The sequence below is a fragment of the Corynebacterium sp. LK33 genome, from assembly GCF_014334955.1.
GTDB lineage: Bacteria > Actinomycetota > Actinomycetes > Mycobacteriales > Mycobacteriaceae > Corynebacterium > Corynebacterium jeikeium_D.
Window position 1 is genome coordinate 135,129 of the sequence record NZ_PDGU01000018.1, and the last position, 19,875, is coordinate 155,003.

Sequence of the window (19,875 nt, forward strand, 5' to 3'; positions counted from 1 at the left end):
CTAGCCTTAGCCCCATGACGACATTGGGACTGCTCAGCGCGCTGGCGACACGGGGTATTGACGTGCTCGCGGACCTGCGCGCCGCACTCCCGGAAAAATCCACCGGGCACCGGGAGTTGGCAGCCAGCATCGGCTTCGACCCCTTCCGCCTCAAGCGCCTGCTGCGCTGTGCCGAGCGGCTGTTCGGCACCGTCGAGGGCGATGTGGACGTCGAATCCCGCGACAAGGCCGTCGCAATCGCCCGGGAGCTGAAGCTGTCGCTGGACACGGTCATGCAGATCGACAAGCGCTCCGGGCAACTCAACAACGTCGAAATCCGGGAGTACTACCGCCTGGACTTCACCCGCGCCGCCGCGGCCTACGACTTCGAGGGCCTCGACACCTACATGCGAACCAAGGTCAAGGAGCTCAACCACACCGACGAGCCGCCGCAGCACCTGCGCGCCCACGTCTCCCGGAATCCGGACATCCGCGGGATGAAGCATCTGCAGGTCACTGGTCCGGCGAACATGATTGACGACCTGGTCGCGCCGCTGACCGTGCGCGCAGCTGAAATCGCCAAAGCGCACGAGGATTACACCCGGGATCGGTGCGTCGGTCAAGCGCTGGCAGAACGCTTGGCGCACGGGTCGGAGGGGCCGCTTGACGACGTCGACAAGCTCCGTTACCAGCCCGCGCTCATCGTAACCGCGCAAGACATCGTGGAGTACAGCCCGCGGTTTGCGGCGACCTCCAACGGATCCGTCCTCACTCCCGGACAATTCGTCGAGGCATTGCTCGCGGACACCGGCTGGGTGCTGGTCTACGACGAGCACAACACTCCGACCGACCTACTCCCGATACACAACCCGCGCCTGGCGACGGAGGAACAGCGCATCGCGATGATCCTCGACAACCCCATCTGCGCGTGGCCCGGGTGCCCGCGCCCCGCCCACGCCGGGCAGGCCCATCACCTGGTCGCCAGGAAAAACGGCGGCGCCACGACTATGGAAAACATGGTCATGACCTGCAAAGAACACAACGCTGCCAACGATGACGACAGGCAAGGCCTCAACGGGCACCTCGAGCGTGACGACGGCTCCGGCGCGGTCTACCGCCACCCGCCGTCTCCGCACGCGCCGCCCGAATTCAACCTTGCCTTCCCGACAGCTCTCGCGGGGCGGGCCTACTCGGGCTACCGTCAACGCGAATAGCTTTACAGAAATACCCATAGGGGGTATATCTTGGGGTATGGCTAATCAAACTTTTACTGTTACTGGCATGACATGCGGACACTGCGAGGCATCGGTGCGGGAGGAAGTCTCTGAACTCCCGGGAATCACTGATGTCCAGGTTGACCGCTCCCGGAATTTCCTTTCCGTGACCTCGAATGCAGACATTGACACCGCTGCCGTAATCGCAGCAGTGGATGAAGCTGGCTACAAGGCGGTCGCAAACTAAACCCCCAAAGAGGAAAGCGGATGTCTGAGCAGCAACTTCTCATCCTTGATATCCCCGTCGGCGGGATGACGTGTGCGTCGTGCGCAAACCGTATCCAACGCAAGCTGAACAAACTTGATGGCGTTAACGCGAGCGTGAACTATGCGACCGAGAAGGCGCATGTGGAGGCGCCGGCGGACATCAACCCGCAGCAACTGATCGACACAATCGTGGCAGCGGGGTACACCGCTGAGCTTCCGCAGGAGGAGCCCGAACAGGAACCGGGTGCTGCTCCCGAAGGGAAAGACCGGGAGCTGGAAGACCTGCGCAACCGAGTCATCGGCGCTGTCATCCTCACCGCTCCCGTCATCGCAATGTCGATGATCCCTGCCCTCCAGTTCACTAATTGGCAGTGGCTGTGTCTCACGCTCTCGGCGCCGGTCTTTGTGTGGGCCGGCTGGCCGTTCCACCGCGCGACACTGAAGAATCTGCGTCATGGCGAGGTCACCATGGACACGCTGATCACTATGGGGACGACCGCTTCGTTCCTCTGGAGTGTGTGGGCGTTGTTCTTCGGGCGTGCCGGGCTGCCGGGGCTCAAGCACGAGTTCCACTTCACGGTCACTCCTGGTGATGCCGATATGAACATCTACCTCGAGGCGATGGCCGGCATCATCATGTTTGTGCTGATTGGTCGTTACTTCGAGAAGCGCTCCAAGCGCAACGCCGGTCAGGCACTCCGGGAGTTGATGAAGCTTGGCGCCAAGGATGTCTCCGTTCTCGAAAGTTCGGGAGTGGAGAAGCGGCTGCCCGTGGAACAGCTCCGTCCGGGAGTGGTGTTCGTCGTTAGGCCTGGTGAGAAGATCGCGACGGATGGCGTTGTCGTGGAGGGCGCGTCGGCGGTGGATGCGTCGATGCTGACCGGCGAGCCGATGCCTGTCGAGGTCGGCCCTGGCGATGAGGTGACGGGGGCGACGATCAATACGTCTGGGCGGCTGCTTGTGCGGGCAACGCGCGTGGGCTCGGAGACGCAGTTGGCGCAGATGGCGGCGATGGTCGAGGCGGCGCAGACGGGTAAGGCGCCGGTGCAGCGGCTGGCGGATCGGGTTTCGGGAGTGTTCGTGCCCGCCGTCATCGCGATCGCCGCGGTCACGCTGGGCGCGTGGTTGTTTACGGGGCACGGCGCGAGTGAGGCGGTCACGGCTGCGGTCGCCGTGCTCATCATCGCGTGCCCGTGTGCGCTTGGCTTAGCGACGCCCACAGCGCTCCTGGTCGGCACGAGTGAAGGTGCCAAGGTTGGTGTGCTGCTGCGTGGCCCGGAGGTGCTGGAGTCGGCGCGGAAGGTCGACACGGTTGTGCTGGATAAGACCGGCACGGTGACTACGGGTGTGATGGAGCTGACGGAGGTCCCTCCCACTCCCGAAAATCTGCTGCCGCTTGCTGCTTCGGTGGAGGCAGCGTCGCATCACCCGATTGCGCAGGCTATTGTGCGTGCGGCGGATCCGGATTCTCTACTCCCGGTTTCGGATTTCCGGGATATTCCGGGAGTGGGGGTTGAAGGCACCGTGGATGGCCACCGCATCGAGGTCGGTCGCTCCGGGGAAAATTCCGGGAGTGGGGGGACGGTGGTTGCGGTGCGCCGCGACGGCGAGCTCCTGGGCACGTTGGAGGTGTCGGATTCGGTGAAGCCGACGTCGGCGGCTGCGGTCGCGAAATTCCGGGAGTGGGGGGTGCGGCCGATTCTGCTGACCGGCGACGCCGCCGACCCGGCGTTTCGGGTCGCAGATGAGGTCGGTATTGCTCGCGAGGATGTGATTTCGGGAGTGATGCCGGAGGATAAGGTCGCGACGATTGAGAAGTTGCAGGCTGGCGGCGCGTGTGTGGCGATGGTCGGCGATGGCATCAATGATGCTGCGGCTCTTGCGCAGGCGGATTTGGGCATGGCGATGGGCACGGGCACCGATGTGGCGATGGAGGCTGCGGATATCACGCTGGTGCGTGGTGATTTGTTGGCGGCTGCGGATGCGCTGCGGTTGTCACGCCGGACGCTTCGCACGATTCGTTCGAATCTTTTTTGGGCGTTTTTCTACAACGTTTTGGCAATTCCCGTCGCCGCGCTGGGGTTGCTGAATCCGATGTTGGCTGGCGCTGCGATGGCGTTTTCGTCGGTTTTTGTGGTCGGCAACAGTCTGCGTCTGCGCGGTTTTTCTCCGAGTCAACCAGCTATTCAAAAAGGAGTAACTCATGAGTGAGTCTTGTTGTTCGTCGCAATCGCATTCGCTTGACGACGATTCTTGCTGCCATGACACCACTGATCCCGGTTATCTCGTGGAGAAGCGGCGTTATGAATCCCGTATCCGTCGCATTGAGGGGCAGGTTCGTGGCATTGGTCGGATGATTGAGAACGAAGAGTACTGTATCGATGTTTTGACCCAGATTTCGGCGGTGAATTCGGCGTTGAAGTCGTTGGCGTTAACTCTTCTGGATGCTCACCTCCATCACTGTGTGGTGCATGCGGCTGAGGGCGGCCCGGAGGAGTTGGACGCCAAGCTGGAGGAGGCCTCGGCGGCGATTGCTCGGCTGGCTAAGTAACTCCCGGAAAAATTCCGGGAGTGGGGGGCGAAACAGCAGTCGGCAGTCGGCAGCCGGAGTTGGTTGCTGTTGGTTGCACCGATTGCGCGGGAGTGCCGCTTCAATGCCTCGTTTTCCCTGGTAGGGGGAGCGTTTTGGGAAAATGGGGTTTGTTGGGTAGTCTTTAACGACGTTGGAGGATTCGACTAGCGGCCTATGTCACACGCCTGGAACGCGTGCGGGAGTCACATCCCTCGTGGGTTCAAATCCCACATCCTCCGCAGAGTGAAAACCCCCGGTTTACGCCGGGGGTTTTCTTGTATTTATGCAGGTGAGTGGATTTGCAGTGTATGCCGGGGGCTGCGGGGAGGCGGGGAACTGTCATGAATGCTGTCACGAAACTGGTGACGAATCCGTGGTGGCAACGCCCTGATTAGTGTGGCAGTTCTTCGCTGACCGGTGCGGCGAGCGCTAGCAGTGTGACTTTTTGCGTGGGCCTGTAGTAGGCTGTCTTCACGGATCCCATGTGGCGTCCATCTCGTGAACTCCCCCAGGGCAGGAATGCAGCAAGGGTCAGCGAGCTCTGACGGGTGCGTGGGGTCCCCTTTTTTTATCCCCGGCGTTCTTCTGGCACTTATGGCTAGGTTTCGGGCACTTGTCGGCGGTTTCCTGTGACCTATCGATGTTTTTTCGGCACTTATCCCCGCGATATTGGCCAGGCCATTTCACCTATCGATGAGCTATTCACTTATGGCCACGCTGCAGCGCATCGATAGGTGAATACCTTGGCCACAAGTGGTCGCGTTCGCTGGTCTGGAAGAATACTGTGCATGAGCGATGCAGACGACACGCGAGTACCACCACAGACAACACGAGAACCGCTAGAAACACCAGAACCACCCGAAACCCGAGAAACCCCAGCCCCAATGGGCGTGTGGGGCTCCTTCCGGTTCGCAGTTTCTTCACCGAAGCGCCTGCGCACCGAGCTGCTGGCCGGTGCTGCGGTGTCGTTCGCGCTGATCCCCGAGGTCATTTCGTTTTCCATCTTGGCGGGCGTGGACCCGGCGGTGGGGCTGTTTAGCTCGGTGATTATGGCCATCGTGATTGCCTTTACGGGTGGTCGCCCGGCCATGATTACTGCTGCCGCTGGTTCGGTTGCGCTCGTCGTCGCGCCGTTGTCGCGGACGTACGGGATGGATTACCTCATTCCAACGGTGCTGCTCGCGGGTGTGTTGCAGATTGCTTTTGCGGCGCTGGGTATCGCTAAGCTGCAGCGTTTCATTCCGCGCGCGGTCATGATTGGCTTTGTTAACGCGCTGGGTATCCTCATTTTCACTGCGCAGCTCGAGCATCTCATCGATGTGCCCTGGTTGGTGTATCCGCTGGTCGCTCTGGGTATTGCGATTATGGTGTTCCTGCCCCGCGTGTTCACCGCGATTCCGGCTCCGCTGGTAACGGTGATCGTCGTCACGCTTGTTGCGGTGTTGGCGAATTGGCGCGTGCCGAACGTGAGCGATATGGGCGAGCTTCCGGAATCCCTCCCGCAGCTGCTGATCCCGAATGTGCCCCTGACCTGGGAGACTCTGCAGCTGATTGCGCCGTATTCGGTGGGCGTGGCGATTGTCGGCATCATGGAATCGCTGATGACGGCGAAGCTCGTGGACGACATCACGGATACGCATTCGGACAAGACCCGCGAGACGTGGGGGCTGGGTGTGGCGAACATCGCGGGCGGTTTCTTCGGCGGTATCGCTGGCTGCGCGATGATTGGTCAGACGATGGTGGGTGTGAAGGAATCGTCGGGACGCACTCGCTTGACGACGCTCTTTTCCGGTGTCTTCCTGCTCATTCTGGTCCTTCTGCTCAGTTCTGCAGTTGGAGTGATTCCGATGGCGGCGCTGGTTGCGGTGATGGTCGTGGTGTCGGTGGACACGGTCGATTGGCGCTCGATCTCCCCTCGGACGTTGCGCCTGATGCCGCGTTCGGAGACGGCGGTGATGCTGGTGACGGTCATCGCTACGCTGGCGACGGATAACCTCGCCATCGGCGTGATTTCGGGTGTGGTCGTGGCGTCGCTGATGTTCGCGCGCCGTGTCGCTCATCTGGTCAGGATTGAAGTGCTTGACGACGATCCCAGCGCCCACTCCCGGACGTACAAGGTGCGGGGTCAGTTGTTCTTCGCCTCCAGTAACGACCTGGTGTACCAATTCGACTACACCGATCCTGCGCAGCGGATTGTCATCGATATGTCGGAGGCTGAGATTTGGGATGCCTCCACGGTGGCGGCGTTAGATTCCGTGAGGGTCAAGTTTGCTGACCGGGGCAAAGAGGTGGAAATTATCGGCTTGGAGGGGCCGAGTAAGCAGCGTCTGGATGCGCTGTCGGGGAAGTTGTAGAAATCCCAATCCGGGGTATGCCTTACACTTGGTTGCAAAGCCGGATGCGGCGCGGGGAAAAAGTTTTCCGTGCCAGTTTTGTCAGGTTTTAACTTATGTCCGATACCTGGGAGGGTGCGTACACCATGGCCGTGGATTCCTTCGATGTTCAGCAGTTGGCGGCACACAAGGATGAGTTTGCGAAGGCATATGAGGAACTGAAATCCCGTAACCTCGCACTGAATTTGACTCGTGGTAAGCCGTCGTCGGAGCAGCTCGATTTCGCAAACGCCCTGCTGGGTCTCCCGGCGCCGGATTACATTTCGGCTTCTGGGGAGGATGTCCGCAATTACGGCAACGCCAAGGGCATTACTGATATCCGCGCTATCTGGGCAGAACTGCTGGATCTGCCGGTGGAAAACGTCCTGGCACAGGATGCTTCCAGCCTGAACATCCAGTTTGACCTGATTTCGTGGGCCATGCAGTTCGGCAACGTGGACTCGGAGCGCCCGTGGAACGAGGAGCCGGTGCTGAAGTGGCTGTGCCCGGTTCCGGGGTATGACCGGCACTTTGCTATCACGCAGCACTTCGGCATTGAGATGATCCAGGTGCCGTTGAACGAAGACGGTCCGGATATGGATGTCGTGGAGAAGCTGGTGGCCTCCGACCCGCAGATTAAGGGCATGTGGAATGTCCCGATGTTCTCCAACCCGACGGGCGTGACCTACAGCGCTGAGGTCTGCCGCCGTCTGGTTGAAATGGAGACTGCCGCTCCGGATTTCCGTCTGATGTGGGATAACGCCTACATGGTTCACACGCTGACGGATGAGTTCCCGGAGGTTCACAACGTCATTAAGTGGGCGGAAGAGGCCGGTAACCCGAACCGCGTGTGGGCTTTCGGCTCGACTTCGAAGATCACCTTCGCAGGCGCTGGCATTGCTTTCTACGCTTCCTCGGACGCCAACTTGGAGGATTACCTCAAGCACGCTGGTATCCGCGGCATTGGCCCGAATAAGGTCAACCAGCTGGCTCACGCCAAGTTCTTCGGTGACGCGGAGGGTGTGCGCGAGCAGATGCGCCGTCATGCAGGTTCGCTGGCTCCGAAGTTTGAGAAGGTTCTGCAGATTCTGGATGAGCGCCTGACGGAGTACGGCGTGGCAGAGTGGTCGAAGCCGACCGGCGGTTACTTCATCAACCTCGACGTGGTTGATGGCACTGCTCGTCGCGTGGTGGAGCTGGCTAAGGAGGCCGGCATTGCGCTGACCGGTTCTGGTTCTTCCTTCCCGCTGAAGCAGGATCCGAATGATCGCAATATCCGCCTGGCACCGTCGCTGCCTCCGATGGAGGAGCTCGAGGTTGCTATGGATGGCGTCGCTACCTGTGTGCTGCTCGCCGCCGCTGAGAAAGCGACTGCGTAGGCCAAGTAAGCCAGGTAGGTCGGGATAGGACTATATGAACTTCGAAGAGACGAAGTTTTGGATCTCCGGGCTTTTCCCCGGAGAACCCCAGGTCGGCGAGTATGTGACGGAGCTGCCGGCCAGTGGTCGGCACGGGCAGGAACACGATTCGGCTCCGCTGCGGGTCGCTGAGTTCTCGCTTTACGACGGGCCGGACGGCCAAGCGAACGAGCGTCGTCCGGAAACGGCAGCCGCCACCGTGGAGTTGGGCCGCAACTACTGTGGTCTGACCGGCGCAGCAAAGACGGATATCCGCGTGGAGCTCTTCTCCGTCGCATACGCTGATTTTCCCGTGGCCACCATGGTCGCGGCCGCGGGAGCGCTGGTGGAGGAAGAACCGGAGTTCCTGTCGCCAATTCCGGGCCGTGTTATTCCGAATGCGGTGCGGCTGGCTGCCGATCAGGTGGCCGAGGTAGGGGAGTCGTCGTCAAGCACTGCCTTTACCGTGGCGCACGTGCTGTGCACGGTGCCGTATGTGTGGAGCGACGGGGTGCCGAATGTGTCCGAGATGCCGGGCAAAATCAGCCTGCATGAGGGCGATGTGGAGTCGCCGCAGGGGCGCATGACCACGATGACGCAGCTGGTGCCAATTACGGATGCGGAGCTGGTGTTTTATGAGCAGCAGGGTCCGCAGGCGTTGATGCAGAAGTTGGCCGAGGTGGACGCTGACCTGCGGGATTGGTGCCGTGAGTCGGTTGTTGCCCAGGAGGGTTCGAACTAGCCGGTCCGGGGTGGAAGGTAGGCTGAGCACGTGGCTCTGTATAGGAAGTATCGTCCGGCATCGTTCGCCGAAGTGGTGGGGCAGCGGCACGTAACTGACCCGCTGTCGGCGGCGTTGGAATCTCGTGATGCGCAGGGGCGTCCCAACCGCATTAACCATGCGTATTTGTTCTCCGGGCCGCGTGGCTGTGGCAAGACCTCGTCGGCGCGCATTATGGCGCGCAGTTTGAACTGTGCGGAGGGGCCGACGGCGACGCCGTGTGGCCAGTGTGCGTCGTGTCGTGCGTTGGCGCCGGGTGGTCCGGGCAATTTGGACGTTATTGAGCTGGACGCGGCTTCCCATAACGGTGTGGAAGATATGCGTGAGCTGCGGGAAAAGGCTATCTTCCAGCCGGCGGAGTCGCGCTACCGCATCTTCATTATTGACGAGGCGCATATGATTACCGCCTCGGGTTTCAATGCGCTGTTGAAGATTGTGGAGGAGCCGCCGGAGCATCTCATCTTCATTTTTGCGACCACGGAGCCGGAGCGTGTGCTGCCGACGATTCGCTCGCGTACACACCACTATCCGTTCCGGCTTTTGACCCCGCCGGATATGCGCGGGCTGCTTGAGCGTGTGGTCACGGCCGAGGGTGTGCGGGTAGAGCCGGACGTGTATCCGCTGGTCATCCAGGCCGGTGGCGGTTCGCCGCGTGACTCGCTGTCGGTTATGGATCAGCTCATTGCTGGTTCCGGCACCGATGGTGTGGATTATGAGACTTCTGCGGCCATTCTCGGTGTCACTGACAGCGTAATCATCACGGATGCGATTGAGGCGCTGGCGGCAGGCGATCGCGCGGCCATGTTTAGCGTGGTCGGGCGTGTGATTATGTCGGGCCAGGATCCGGCTCGGTTTGCCTCGGATCTGCTTGGCCGGGTGCGTGATTTGCTGGTGCTGTCCGCAGTGCCGAATGCGCTGGAGCAGGGGCTTGTAGAGATTCCGGAGAGCCAAATCGACGGTGTCCTGGAGCAGGCCGGGACAATTCCCCCGGCTACCCTGACGCGCTTCACGCAGGTGCTCTCTGACGGCCTGCGTCACTTCCGCGGCGTGACTTCGCCGCGCCTGCTGCTCGAGGTCCTGTGCGCGCGCATGCTCCTGCCCGCCACCGAAGATTCGGTGGAGTCGCTGCTGCAGCGCGTAGAGGCGTTGGAACACGGCAGGCCCGCGCTTGCCGACGGCTCGGGGGTCGCAACCCCCGCAGCGGCACCGGCGTCTTCCGCCGCGGGGTCGGGGTCGGGTGCGGCTGAGGCCGATGCTTCGCCGATGCAGTCTGGCCAGTCGGCTCGTGAAGCGTGGCGCCAGCGGAATGCCCAGCGAAAGAAAGGGGCGCAGGCCCAGGGCAGTCGTGCTGGGCAGGCAGCGTCAGCGCAGGCACCGTCGCAGCCTCAGGCTCAGCCGGAACCTGTTCAGCAGCAGTCTGCACCAGCGGCACCGGTGTCGCAGGAGTCGGTAACTGAGCCGCAGCCTGCACCAGAAGCATCTACTGCGACCGCTGAGCAGCCTGCACAGCCTGCACAGCCTACGCCGGCCGAATCAGTTGAGCAGTCTCAGCCGGCCGAACAACCGCAGCATCCTGAATCGGCTGAGCAGCCGATGTCCGAGGAAGAAGCTCAGGCGGAGAAGATTCGTGAGTTCCGTCGGAAGATGGCGGAGCATGCCCGCATCAGCGAGCAGCAGACTCGGGCGCAGCTTGCGCAGGAGCGTGAGCAGCAAACCCGCGAGCGTGAGGGGGAAGGCGGCTCGATGTCGATTGTCGAGGAAGAGCCAGTTGTCTCTGCCTCGCCAGCTCACTCTGAACAGCCAACTCAGGCCGCCCAGCCAGCGCAATCAGCCGAGTCGGCAAGGCCAACTCAGGCCGCCCAGCCCGAGCAACCAGTCCAGCCTGAGCAGCCAACGCAGACTACTCAGGCACCAGAATCGCAGCCGGCGCCGCAAGTTCAGCAAGCACCAGAGCCAGCACCGCAACCGCAACCGGAACCAACACCACAGCCGGAGCCCGAACCTGCACCCGCCGGTATCGAGAAAATCCGCGAGCACTGGCAGGAGATTCTCGCAGCAGTCGACGGACAGCATGCGTTCCCCATTCGCGTGCTGGCCGAGCAGGCGGTACCGCTCGATGTCGAAAACGACACGCTCGTCATTGGACACAGCACAGGAGCGCTCGCTACCAGGCTCAATACGCCTGATTACGCTCAGGCACTATCCACTGCCGTGAAGCAGGTGACGGGCTTCAACGGCCAGGTGCACTGTGTCGTCGGTACGCGCCCGCGCGCACCGCGTTCAACAGCTACTGGTGGTGGTTCCGGGGAGGATGATTCGTCGTCAAGAGGTTCGTCCTCGCCGAACGACACCGCCCCTGCACCGACCCCCGCAGCACCAGCGCAACCAGAGACATCTGAGCAGCAGGTACAGCAGGAACAGCAGACGCAGTCAGAGCCAGCACCGCGCCCGCAGCGGTCATCGACATACGCATCCGTTGTTGAGCGCCGTGCCAAAATCGAAGCCGCCAAGCGTGCTGCGATGGGACAGCAGGCAGGTCACGACCAGCCGGCTCAGCCACATCAGTCACGTCAGCCAAGCCAGCCAGCTCAACCGAACCCGAACCCGGCCCAGCAACAGCCGCAGCAGCCAAACCAGCCGCAGTCATTCCTGCGCGCGGCACAAGCAAACGCACAGGCCAATGCCCAAGCGAACGCTCAGGCCCAGGCCAATCAGGATTCGGGCTTCGGCGGCGTCCCACTGCCACCAGAGCCGATGGAGGAGTTCGCTCCACCAGAGGGCGCAGAGGGCGCAGAGAGCTACGGTTCGCGCAACCCGTCCAACTACAACTCCAACGCCAACACCAACTACAACCCGGTTCCCCAAACCCCGCAGGACAACAACTACGAAGAGGACACCTCCGAGTACTTCGAGGCCGCGAACGAGGTCGGGTCTCTCGATCACCGCTCGCTAAAGGACGTGGTCATGGAGATGCTGGAAAAGGAGCTGGGAGCCAAACCGCTAGAAGACCGCTAGAGCCGTTAGAATGGGGCGGCGATGCGCGTCGTAAAGCATGGGCGATGAGCCTTAGAAGCGTGCGCGTAACTACAAATCAGCACGTAAAGAGCACAATAGTTAGGAACATTAGTTATGACTCAGCCAGATATGAACGCAATTCTGCAGCAGGCACAGCAGATGCAGGCACAGCTGCAGGCAGCTCAGCAGGAGATCGTCGCTTCCACCATCGTCGGTGAGGCCGGCGGCGGTCTGGTCAAGGTGACTATGCAGGGCTCGGGCGAGGTCACGGACATCGCCATTGATCCGAAGGTCGTTGACCCGGAGGACGTCGACGGGCTGCAGGACCTGGTTCTCGCTGCTTTCCAGGACGCTACCGCTAAGGTGCAGTCGCTGGCGGAGCAGAAGATGGGCCCGCTGTCCCAGGGCTTCGACGGTCTCGGTGGCCTCGGTTTCTAAATTAGCTTTTCAGACCAGTATTTGTAGGTAATTATCATTGTTCGAGGGACCACTCCAAGATCTCATTGATGAGTTCTCGCGCCTGCCGGGCATCGGCCCGAAGTCAGCTCAGCGTATCGCTTTCTACCTGATGAAGGCGGAGCCGGAGGACATCGGCCGGCTCCAATCCGCGCTTGGTCGGGTGCGCGAGGGTGTGCAATTCTGCCGGGTCTGCGGCAATATTTCGGAAACCGACGTGTGCCAGTACTGCTCGGATACACGGCGCGACCGAGGTTTGGTGTGCGTCGTTGAAGAGGCGCGCGATATCCAGGCCATCGAGCGCACGGGGGAGTACAACGGTCGCTACCACGTGCTCGGCGGGGCGCTCGATCCGCTTGGCGGCATCGGTCCGAACGAGCTCAATATCCGCACGCTGCTGCAACGTATCGCAGGCGTGCTTGACGACGTCGACGAGACCCAACCCCCAGAAATCCACGAGGTCATCATCGCGACTGACCCCAACACCGAGGGCGAAGCAACCGCGACCTATTTGGCCCGGCTGCTGCGGGACTTCCCGGATCTCGAGGTCACTCGGTTGGCCTCCGGCATGCCACTGGGCGGGGACCTGGAGTTCGTCGATGAACTGACCCTGTCCCGCGCGCTGACGGGCCGGCTGAAGGTTTAGCCGCCGTCCAGTCAGCCCGGCCGGCCGCGCGAAACTACAAAACTAGCGCTCGCTCTTCGGACGCGGCTTGGACAGGATGCGCTCTTCGCGCAGCTTATCCACGACCTCGAGGTCTAGCGGAGCCAGGCTCGACAGGTCCTGGTTGGTAGCGCGGGCCAGCAAAAGATCAGCCAGCTGCGGATTGCGAGCCAACACAGGTCCGTGCAGGTAGGTACAGATAATCGAACCCTGCACCGCGCCTTCGGCGCCACCGGTCGGTGTGAGTGCAGAAACGTCCACTCCCGGAGCAATCCCGGAGTCCGCCTGCTCCACTTCCGGGCCGGTATTGCCCACACCACGGACAACCCGACCAAGCGGCTTCGCATCGGCACCCAGGGTCGTGCGACCCATGTGGTTTTCGAAGCCAGTCAGTGGGCTGGCGTCGACGTCGTCAAGCAAACCGTTCGTGGGATCGACGAGCGTGCAGATTTCGCCGATCGCGCGCGACTCCAGCGAATCGGTGGTGCAGTCGACAAGGCCGAGACCTGCGACGTCGCGTCCGCCCGCGCGGAAAGAATTGCCGAAAATCTGGAAGCCCGCGCAAATCGCGAGGATCTGCTTCCCGGCCTCGGCTGCCTTTTTGATGCCGCCGTCATTGATCAGATGCTCCACCGCGATGGTCTGTGCGACGTCCTCGCCGCCGCCGACGGTGTAGATATCCAGGTCGGTGGGGACGGCATCGCCCAGCTTGATCGGGACAATCTCGGCGTCAATCCCACGCATCCGCGCGCGTTGCCGCAGTACCAGCGCATTTCCATCATCGCCGTAGGTGCCCAGCACGTCCGGGAGGATCAGGCCGATAGACAGCTCACTCATTTACTTTTCCTCCTGTGCTCGTTCGATGTCGCGCTTCAAATCGCGAAAGGCGGTGTAGTTCGCCAGCACCTCAACTCGGGTAACGCTTGACGACGACTCCCGCGCCTCACACGACCGGATCGCCTGCAGCGGATTTGCGACCAACCTCGCATCGATGCCCGCATACAGCAACCGCACCGCGAGGTCAGTTCCGCGTTCGCCCGCGGACAGCACATCCATGCCGTCGAAGTCCTCGAAGCGGACATCCCACAGCCAGGACAGATCCTCGCCGTCAGCAACGTGACCGTTGACTGCGATGACCACTGCATCCGCAGTGCGGTCGACCATGGACAGCGCCTCCTGCCAGCCGGCCGGGTTCTTGGCCAACAGCATGCGCACGTGCTTCTCGGCGCCTTTGTCATCTCTCACAACCATGGTGGAGTAGCGGCCCGCAACGTTGTCGACGGTCTCGGTAGCCCGGAGGGATTTCTCCAGGTCCGCGCCCATATCGGCAGCGCCCGCGATCGCCAAGGTGGCGTTGCCGCGGTTGGCATTGCCCGGCAGCGTGAGGTTCATCGGCAGGGTGTCGCCGGCAGGCGTGATGACGCCCTCCGCAGTGATGCGGTAGTCCGGCTCTGGGCGCTTGAACTCCGAGCCGTCCGGAAGTGGCTTCACGGCGTACCAGTTGTGGCCGTCCTGGATGATGGGGCCGCCGGTGCGCGGGGAAGAGGTGGCATCGTTGGTCCAGCCACCGCCCGCGGAGACCCAAATAACCTTCTTGGCATCCCACGCAGCCGACGCGATGAGTGGGTCGTCGCAGTTGGCGATGACCGTCGCCTGCGGGTTAGCGTCCACCGCAGCGCGGAGTGTGGCCTCAATCTTGTTGATCTCGCCGACGCGGTCGAGCTGGTCGCGGGAAAGGTTCAGCAGCACCAGAACCTGCGGTTTCAGATCCTCTGCGATGTGCGGGACGTGCAGCTCATCGACCTCCAGGACCAGGCTGTCCGCATCGGGAGTGGCGAGCAGCGCGGAGATAATACCCGCGTCCATGTTGTCGCCGCCCTCGTTGGTGGCCACGTTGTGGCCAGCGGCGCGCATGGCGGCCGCGAACATACGGGTGGTGGTGGACTTGCCGTTGGTGCCAGTGATGATCGCGGCCGGGCGTCCCTTGCCGAGGGAAGCCAGAATGCGCGGGTCAATCTTCTGCGCAATCAGGCCACCGATCATGCCACCCGCGCCGCGGCCGGACTTCCGGGAAGCCCAGGTGGCGGCGTGAGCGGCGGCAGTCGCAAACCGAGCGCGCAGGCTCGGGGAGCTTGTGCGGTCGCGACTGTGGTCACTTACGTCGTTATGTGAAGTGCCTTCTTTCATAACTGTGTATTTTACTGTGAATGATTCGCAGAACGAATGCGCTGGGCAAAAGCCCTAGCCCTACTTCTCCATCTCACCGACCAGTCGCAAGAATGCCTCATCGGAAACGATCGGAATGTCCTTCCGGTGGGCATGCATGGCCTTGCCCGTCAGTTGATCCGGAGTCACATCCGCAGGTCGGTTACACACCAGCACCGACGACTCCCGAGTGACCTTCTCCGAGTACGCCAGCCCAGCCCGCACGCCCGCCGCAATCAACTCATCCGGGTCCAGCGACACCTCTGGCGCCACGACGAACTCCATGCCCTCCGCGAGCTTCCGCCCCGGCGTATAACGGCCGGGGTTCTCCACGGGGCGCGGTGCCTCCATCGCGTCGACACGCACTGCCGAGCGCTGCAGGCCCACAATGTCCTCGCGCAGCTGGTCGGGCGTGTACATGTTCAGGGTTGCGCCCTCATCGAGCCCGCCCTGTGCGCGGAACAGCGCAAGCGTGGTGGTGACGTCATCCAACGTCCGCACTCGCTCCGGCACCGAGATGCCAGCAATCGATGCCTCGGGCGAAGGCACATCGAGGCCATAGGCGCGCGCGACGGCGCGCAGGCGTGCGTCGTCAAGCCGTTTGCCCTGGCGACGCGCCGTTTCCAACGTATCGGCAATCCGTGCGGGCGCCGGAATCCGCGCGACGCGAGTGCGCGTACGACGACGCCCCCGCTTATTCCGCACGGACCGCTCACGATTCGCTTGACGACGGGCCCTCTTGGCCTCGGCAACTATAAAACCCCAGACCAGCGGCGCATTATGAGCAACCAACGTGCGTCCATCGAGCGCGTGCGCGAGCTTGGCCTGGATCACCCCGAATTTCGGAGCCCCCTCGAAGTCCGCGGGCTCGAGGCCGTGGAGGTGTGTCGGGCCGGGATCTTCGGTGGGATTGATGACGACATGCCAGGTGTCCACGATGTTGCCGCTGCTGTCGGCGGTGGATACTCCCAGACTGACCAGCCGAGACGTCTTGGGGTGGATGCCCGTGGCCTGGATGGACACGATTGCGTAAGGAGCTTCCTCCGCCGACGAGAACTGTTTGTGCTCGTCAGCGGCCTTTGTTGCGGCGGTCTCGGCTGTGGCCGGTGTGGGTGTGCCAGCGGTACTCGCGCCGGTTGCGGTTGCGCCGGTAATAGCCGCGCTGGTCGTGGCCGCGTCGGTGGTGGTTGAGGCCGGCGTAGCTGCGTTGGTCGTGGCTGCGTCCGTTGTGGTGGAAGCCGGTGCTGTTGGTGGTGTTTTCGCGCCCGCTGCCGACGCGCGTTGAGAACGGCGACGATTCCGCCGCCGCCTCTTCGTCTGAGAAGAGGTCCCAGTCGCTTTGCGCTCCTCGCGCGCCGATTCAGTCATGCCTCAAGACTAGCGGGTGCGCTCACCCGCGGAGAAAGTGACTAGGTTTATGACACTTTGAGCACAAAATTTGCCACGAAAGTGTCATAAACCTAGTCAGTAACTTGGGCACTAGCTCGGCCTCAAGCTCAGAAGGACCGGGGGATCCGGTCACACGGGTCCCGTAAACCACGCAAACTACAAAAACCACGCAAGCCCCAATAGTTTTTCCCCCGACTGGGTGCTCAACCGAAAAGGAATGGAACCGCGAGGGTAATTTCCGCGCCTTATTAAATAGGGGCCACAAAACAGCGCCACAAAAATAGGGACGAAATAACTACCACGGGGCAACAGCCACAGGACAACAACCACGGGGCGGGGGAGAAATGGTCAACAAGAAACGCAAGCAACTGGTGGCGGACCAGTTTGGAATCATTAGGCCGGATGACCAGCCGGGGAATGGATACCGCGAGGTCGCAAGGCAAGCGCGGGCCGGTTATCTGGAGCGGCTTTGCCGAGGTCACTATGTAGTCGCGCACGCCTGGGAGGGGCTCCACCGCGAGAAACGCCTGGCTATTACTGCTTTGGCGGTGGTCTCCGAGACGTCGTCAGGCGTCATTTCGGGAGCTGCAGCGCTGGCCTTGCACGGTTCGTGGGTGCTGGTGCGCGATGCGAAGATTGTGGTCGTGGGCGGGAGTCAGGAGTTCCACGGCATCGACTATTGCATGCGCCTGCGCTCGGAGATCCATCTGGATCACACGCAGGGGCTCGCGGACCGGCGGGTCGCGGTGCTCGCGCGTGCGGCCTTCGATGAGTGTCGCGTCCGGTTCAGGCAGAAGGGGCCGGAGTCCGTGTCGTGGCGGGCGGCGGTGTTGGCTGTCGAGGGTGCGCTGCGGCATGGCGCCACGCGCGATCAGCTTGAGGAGCTCCCGGCGCATTATCCCAGCGTGCGGGGCCAAGAGCTGTTTCATCGTGCGCTCGCGGTCTGTCATGGTCGTTGCGAAACGCCCGGTGAGGCGCTGACTAAAGCCGCTCTTCTCGAACTCGGCCTGAAATTCCACGAGCAAGCCGAAATTTGGTCGCGCGGCACCAGCCACGATCCGCCGCACTTTCTCGCCCGCGTGGATTTTTATATCCCCGACCTGCTGCTTGTCGTGGAGTTCGATGGTCACATTAAGTATTCGGCGAGCGAGGTCGCGCCGACGCCCGAGGCTCAGTCCGAGCTGCTCACGCGGGAGACTTACCGCGAGCGTTCGCTGCGCGCAACGGGGCTGGATGTCGCGCGGGTGGTGTGGAAAGAGGTGGAATTGCACGCAGTTCGCTTATCGACGCTCCGTTCAATCCTGATCGAGCGCGAACGCGTGGTAGCCGCAGGTGGGGTGACTTTCCGTGCGGATGTGCGCAATGCCGGCCCGTTGATTGGGTAGTGGGGCCGAGGGGCCGCTGGATAGTTTGCCCCAAAAAGAAACTGACTAGGTTTATGACACTTTGAGTACAAATTTTGCCACGAAAGTGTCATAAACCTAGTCAGTAACTATGTGGAGTTTAAGCCAGTGCGCGGTTGACCGCGCTGGTGACTGCCTTCAGCGATGCGTAGGTGATGGAACCAGCGATGCCGGAGCCCCAGACCTTGGTGCCGTTGACATCTGCGAGGACGTAGGCCGCAGCCTCGGCGTCGTCACCTGCGGTGCGAGCGTGCTGGACGTATTCCTGAACCTCGACGTTGATGCCGAGCTTCTCCAGGGCGTTGGCGTAAGCGGCCAGCGGGCCGTTGCCGACACCCTCGACGGTCTGCTCCTTGCCCTCGTAGACGATGTGAGCCTTGATCTTGGTGGCGTCCGACTCGTTCTGAGGGGCATCGACAGTCAGGGCAATCTGCTCGAGCGGAACCTCGCGGTCCAGGTACTCACCTGCGAAGATGTCCCAAATCGCCTTGGAGTTGACCTCGCCGCCCTCGGCATCGGTGACTGCCTGCACAACGGACGAGAACTCGACCTGCATGGAGCGCGGCAGGTTCATGCCGTGGTCCGTCTTCATGATGTAGGCCACGCCGCCCTTGCCGGACTGGGAGTTCACGCGAATAACGGCCTCGTAAGAACGACCGACGTCCTTCGGGTCGATGGGCAGGTAAGGAACCTCCCAGGTCACCGCGCGCAGGTCCTCGTCGGAAAGCTCCTTGACGGCAGCGCCCGGGCGGACCTTGTCTGCCATTGCGTCGAGGCCCTTGTTCACGGCGTCCTGGTGGGAACCGGAGAAAGCGGTGAAGACCAGGTCGCCGCCGTACGGGTGGCGCTCCGGAACGCGCAGCTGGTTGCAGTACTCGACGGTGCGGCGGATCATATCGATGTCGGAAAAGTCGATTTGCGGGTCGACTCCCTGGGTCAGCATGTTCAGGCCCAGAGTGACCAGGCAGACGTTACCGGTGCGCTCGCCGTTGCCGAAGAGGCAGCCCTCGATGCGGTCAGCGCCGGCCATGTAGCCCAGCTCAGCGGTGGCGATGCCGGTGCCGCGGTCGTTGTGCGGGTGCAGCGACAGAATGATGGAGTCGCGGCGGTTGAGGTTGCGGTGCATCCACTCGATGGAGTCTGCGTAGACGTTCGGAGTGATCATCTCCACGGTCGACGGCAGGTTGATGATGATTGGGTTGTCCGGAGTCGGGTCGATGACATCAACCACGGCGTCGACGACTTCCTTGGCGTACTCAACCTCGGTGCCGGTGTAGGACTCCGGCGAGTACTCCCAACGCCAGTTGGTGTCCGGGTAGTCCTTCGCGATGGTTTTAATCAGCTCCGCGGCGTCGGTGGCAATCTTCTTGATTGCGTCCTTGTCCTTACGGAACACAACATCGCGCTGCAGAATCGAGGTGGAGTTGTAGAAGTGAACGATGACGTTCTTGGCGCCGGCACATGCCTCGAAGGTGCGGCGAATCAGGTGCTCGCGAGCCTGAACCAGAACCTGGATGGTGACATCGTCCGGGATCATGTTCTTCTCAATGATCTCGCGCACGAAGTTGTAGTCAGTCTGGGAAGCGGACGGGAATCCGACCTCAATTTCCTTGTATCCCATCTGGACCAGCAGCTCGAACATGCGGCGCTTGCGCTCCGGGCTCATCGGATCAATCAGCGCCTGGTTGCCGTCGCGCAGGTCGACGGCACACCAAACCGGTGCCTTAGTAATGCGCTTGTCCGGCCAGGTGCGGTCCTTCAGCTGGAAGTCCTGAACTTCCTGGTCGTAAGGCAGGTAGCGGTTGGTTGCCATCTGGGAGTTGCGCTGCTTATTCCAAGCAGGCTGTCCTTCCGGAATCTCGCCAGCAGGAGTGGAGATTACAGAAGGAGCGGAAATAAAAGCGTCGGAAGGAGACATGTTGTGGGCCTTTCTAATTCGGACTTTTCTTGTAGGCCGGCACAACTTACCCCGCGACGGGGAGCCGGCCTTAAACCCAAGCCCCGCCGCGGCATAGAAGCAGTAGTCCGCGTTGCATGTGATGTACCTTACCCCGATGGTTATATGAATTTCATCATTCGGGGGTTTTAGTGGGGGAAATATGCTCGGGTTTCTGTGCTGTGGGGTTCCGCGGGGTGAAAGGCGTTGCCGGCGGCCCGCACC

Annotated in this window: 15 protein-coding genes, 1 tRNA gene and 1 other RNA gene; 13 read left to right on the forward strand and 4 right to left on the reverse strand. The window is 61.9% G+C overall.

The genetic code is table 11. The annotated features are described in order from the left end of the window. Positions 1-14: 14 nt before the first annotated feature. The 12 genes from CRD20_RS05885 (at position 15) to recR (ending at position 12,699) form a co-directional block, all read left to right on the forward strand. The gene (locus CRD20_RS05885; RefSeq protein WP_187405051.1) at positions 15-1,193 is read left to right on the forward strand and encodes an HNH endonuclease signature motif containing protein; all 1,179 of its coding nucleotides are present in this window, start codon (positions 15-17) and stop codon (positions 1,191-1,193) included. A gap of 37 nt (positions 1,194-1,230) precedes the next feature. Further along, positions 1,231-1,440, forward strand: coding sequence for a heavy-metal-associated domain-containing protein (locus CRD20_RS05890; RefSeq protein ID WP_070603629.1), 210 nt, complete (start codon positions 1,231-1,233; stop codon positions 1,438-1,440). A 20-nt stretch (positions 1,441-1,460) separates the two neighbouring features. Then, entirely contained in the window at positions 1,461-3,671 is a 2,211-nt protein-coding gene (locus CRD20_RS05895; RefSeq protein ID WP_187405052.1) for a cation-translocating P-type ATPase, read from the forward strand. After that, complete coding sequence (locus CRD20_RS05900; protein WP_065421667.1) at positions 3,664-4,011, forward strand: metal-sensitive transcriptional regulator; 348 nt, start codon at positions 3,664-3,666, stop codon at positions 4,009-4,011. Before CRD20_RS05895 ends, CRD20_RS05900 begins: the two co-directional genes overlap by 8 nt. A gap of 174 nt (positions 4,012-4,185) precedes the next feature. Next, positions 4,186-4,271: transfer RNA gene (locus CRD20_RS05905), tRNA-Ser, on the forward strand. Between the two features lie 233 nt (positions 4,272-4,504). After that, an RNA gene (ffs, locus tag CRD20_RS05910) (signal recognition particle sRNA small type) lies at positions 4,505-4,599 on the forward strand. A gap of 317 nt (positions 4,600-4,916) precedes the next feature. Continuing rightward, complete coding sequence (locus tag CRD20_RS05915) at positions 4,917-6,386, forward strand: SulP family inorganic anion transporter (protein ID WP_187405079.1); 1,470 nt, start codon at positions 4,917-4,919, stop codon at positions 6,384-6,386. Between the two features lie 125 nt (positions 6,387-6,511). After that, on the forward strand, positions 6,512-7,783 hold the full coding sequence (locus tag CRD20_RS05920; protein WP_187405080.1) for an aminotransferase class I/II-fold pyridoxal phosphate-dependent enzyme: 1,272 nt from the start codon (positions 6,512-6,514) through the stop codon (positions 7,781-7,783). 34 nt (positions 7,784-7,817) lie between these two features. Then, positions 7,818-8,543: a suppressor of fused domain protein gene (locus CRD20_RS05925; protein ID WP_187405053.1), complete on the forward strand. Its 726-nt coding sequence runs from the start codon at positions 7,818-7,820 to the stop codon at positions 8,541-8,543. Positions 8,544-8,573: 30 nt separating this feature from the next. Next, positions 8,574-11,597, forward strand: coding sequence for a DNA polymerase III subunit gamma and tau (locus tag CRD20_RS05930; protein WP_187405054.1), 3,024 nt, complete (start codon positions 8,574-8,576; stop codon positions 11,595-11,597). 114 nt (positions 11,598-11,711) lie between these two features. After that, positions 11,712-12,035 carry a YbaB/EbfC family nucleoid-associated protein gene (locus CRD20_RS05935; protein ID WP_005511884.1) on the forward strand — a complete coding sequence of 108 codons (324 nt, stop codon included), beginning with the start codon at positions 11,712-11,714 and terminating at the stop codon, positions 12,033-12,035. A 37-nt stretch (positions 12,036-12,072) separates the two neighbouring features. After that, positions 12,073-12,699, forward strand: a complete 627-nt coding sequence (gene recR, locus CRD20_RS05940) for a recombination mediator RecR (protein ID WP_005511888.1) — start codon at positions 12,073-12,075, stop codon at positions 12,697-12,699. Positions 12,700-12,741: 42 nt separating this feature from the next. Here recR and CRD20_RS05945 read toward each other — a convergent pair whose 3' ends face one another. The 3 genes from CRD20_RS05945 to CRD20_RS05955 are packed head-to-tail and all read right to left on the reverse strand — an operon-like array spanning position 12,742 to position 16,290. Continuing rightward, positions 12,742-13,554, reverse strand: a complete 813-nt coding sequence (locus CRD20_RS05945) for a type 1 glutamine amidotransferase (RefSeq protein ID WP_070429221.1) — start codon at positions 13,552-13,554, stop codon at positions 12,742-12,744. After that, on the reverse strand, positions 13,555-14,904 hold the full coding sequence (locus tag CRD20_RS05950; RefSeq protein WP_187405055.1) for a MurT ligase domain-containing protein: 1,350 nt from the start codon (positions 14,902-14,904) through the stop codon (positions 13,555-13,557). It abuts the gene before it with no gap. 60 nt (positions 14,905-14,964) lie between these two features. Beyond that, positions 14,965-16,290: an exonuclease domain-containing protein gene (locus CRD20_RS05955; protein WP_187405056.1), complete on the reverse strand. Its 1,326-nt coding sequence runs from the start codon at positions 16,288-16,290 to the stop codon at positions 14,965-14,967. Between the two features lie 365 nt (positions 16,291-16,655). Between CRD20_RS05955 and CRD20_RS05960 the strand changes: the two genes are divergently transcribed. Further along, on the forward strand, positions 16,656-17,696 hold the full coding sequence (locus CRD20_RS05960) for a hypothetical protein (protein ID WP_187405057.1): 1,041 nt from the start codon (positions 16,656-16,658) through the stop codon (positions 17,694-17,696). Between the two features lie 118 nt (positions 17,697-17,814). Here CRD20_RS05960 and leuA read toward each other — a convergent pair whose 3' ends face one another. Continuing rightward, a complete protein-coding gene (gene leuA, locus CRD20_RS05965; protein ID WP_048733191.1) occupies positions 17,815-19,632 on the reverse strand; it encodes a 2-isopropylmalate synthase in 1,818 nt (605 codons plus the stop codon). Positions 19,633-19,875 lie beyond the last annotated feature (243 nt).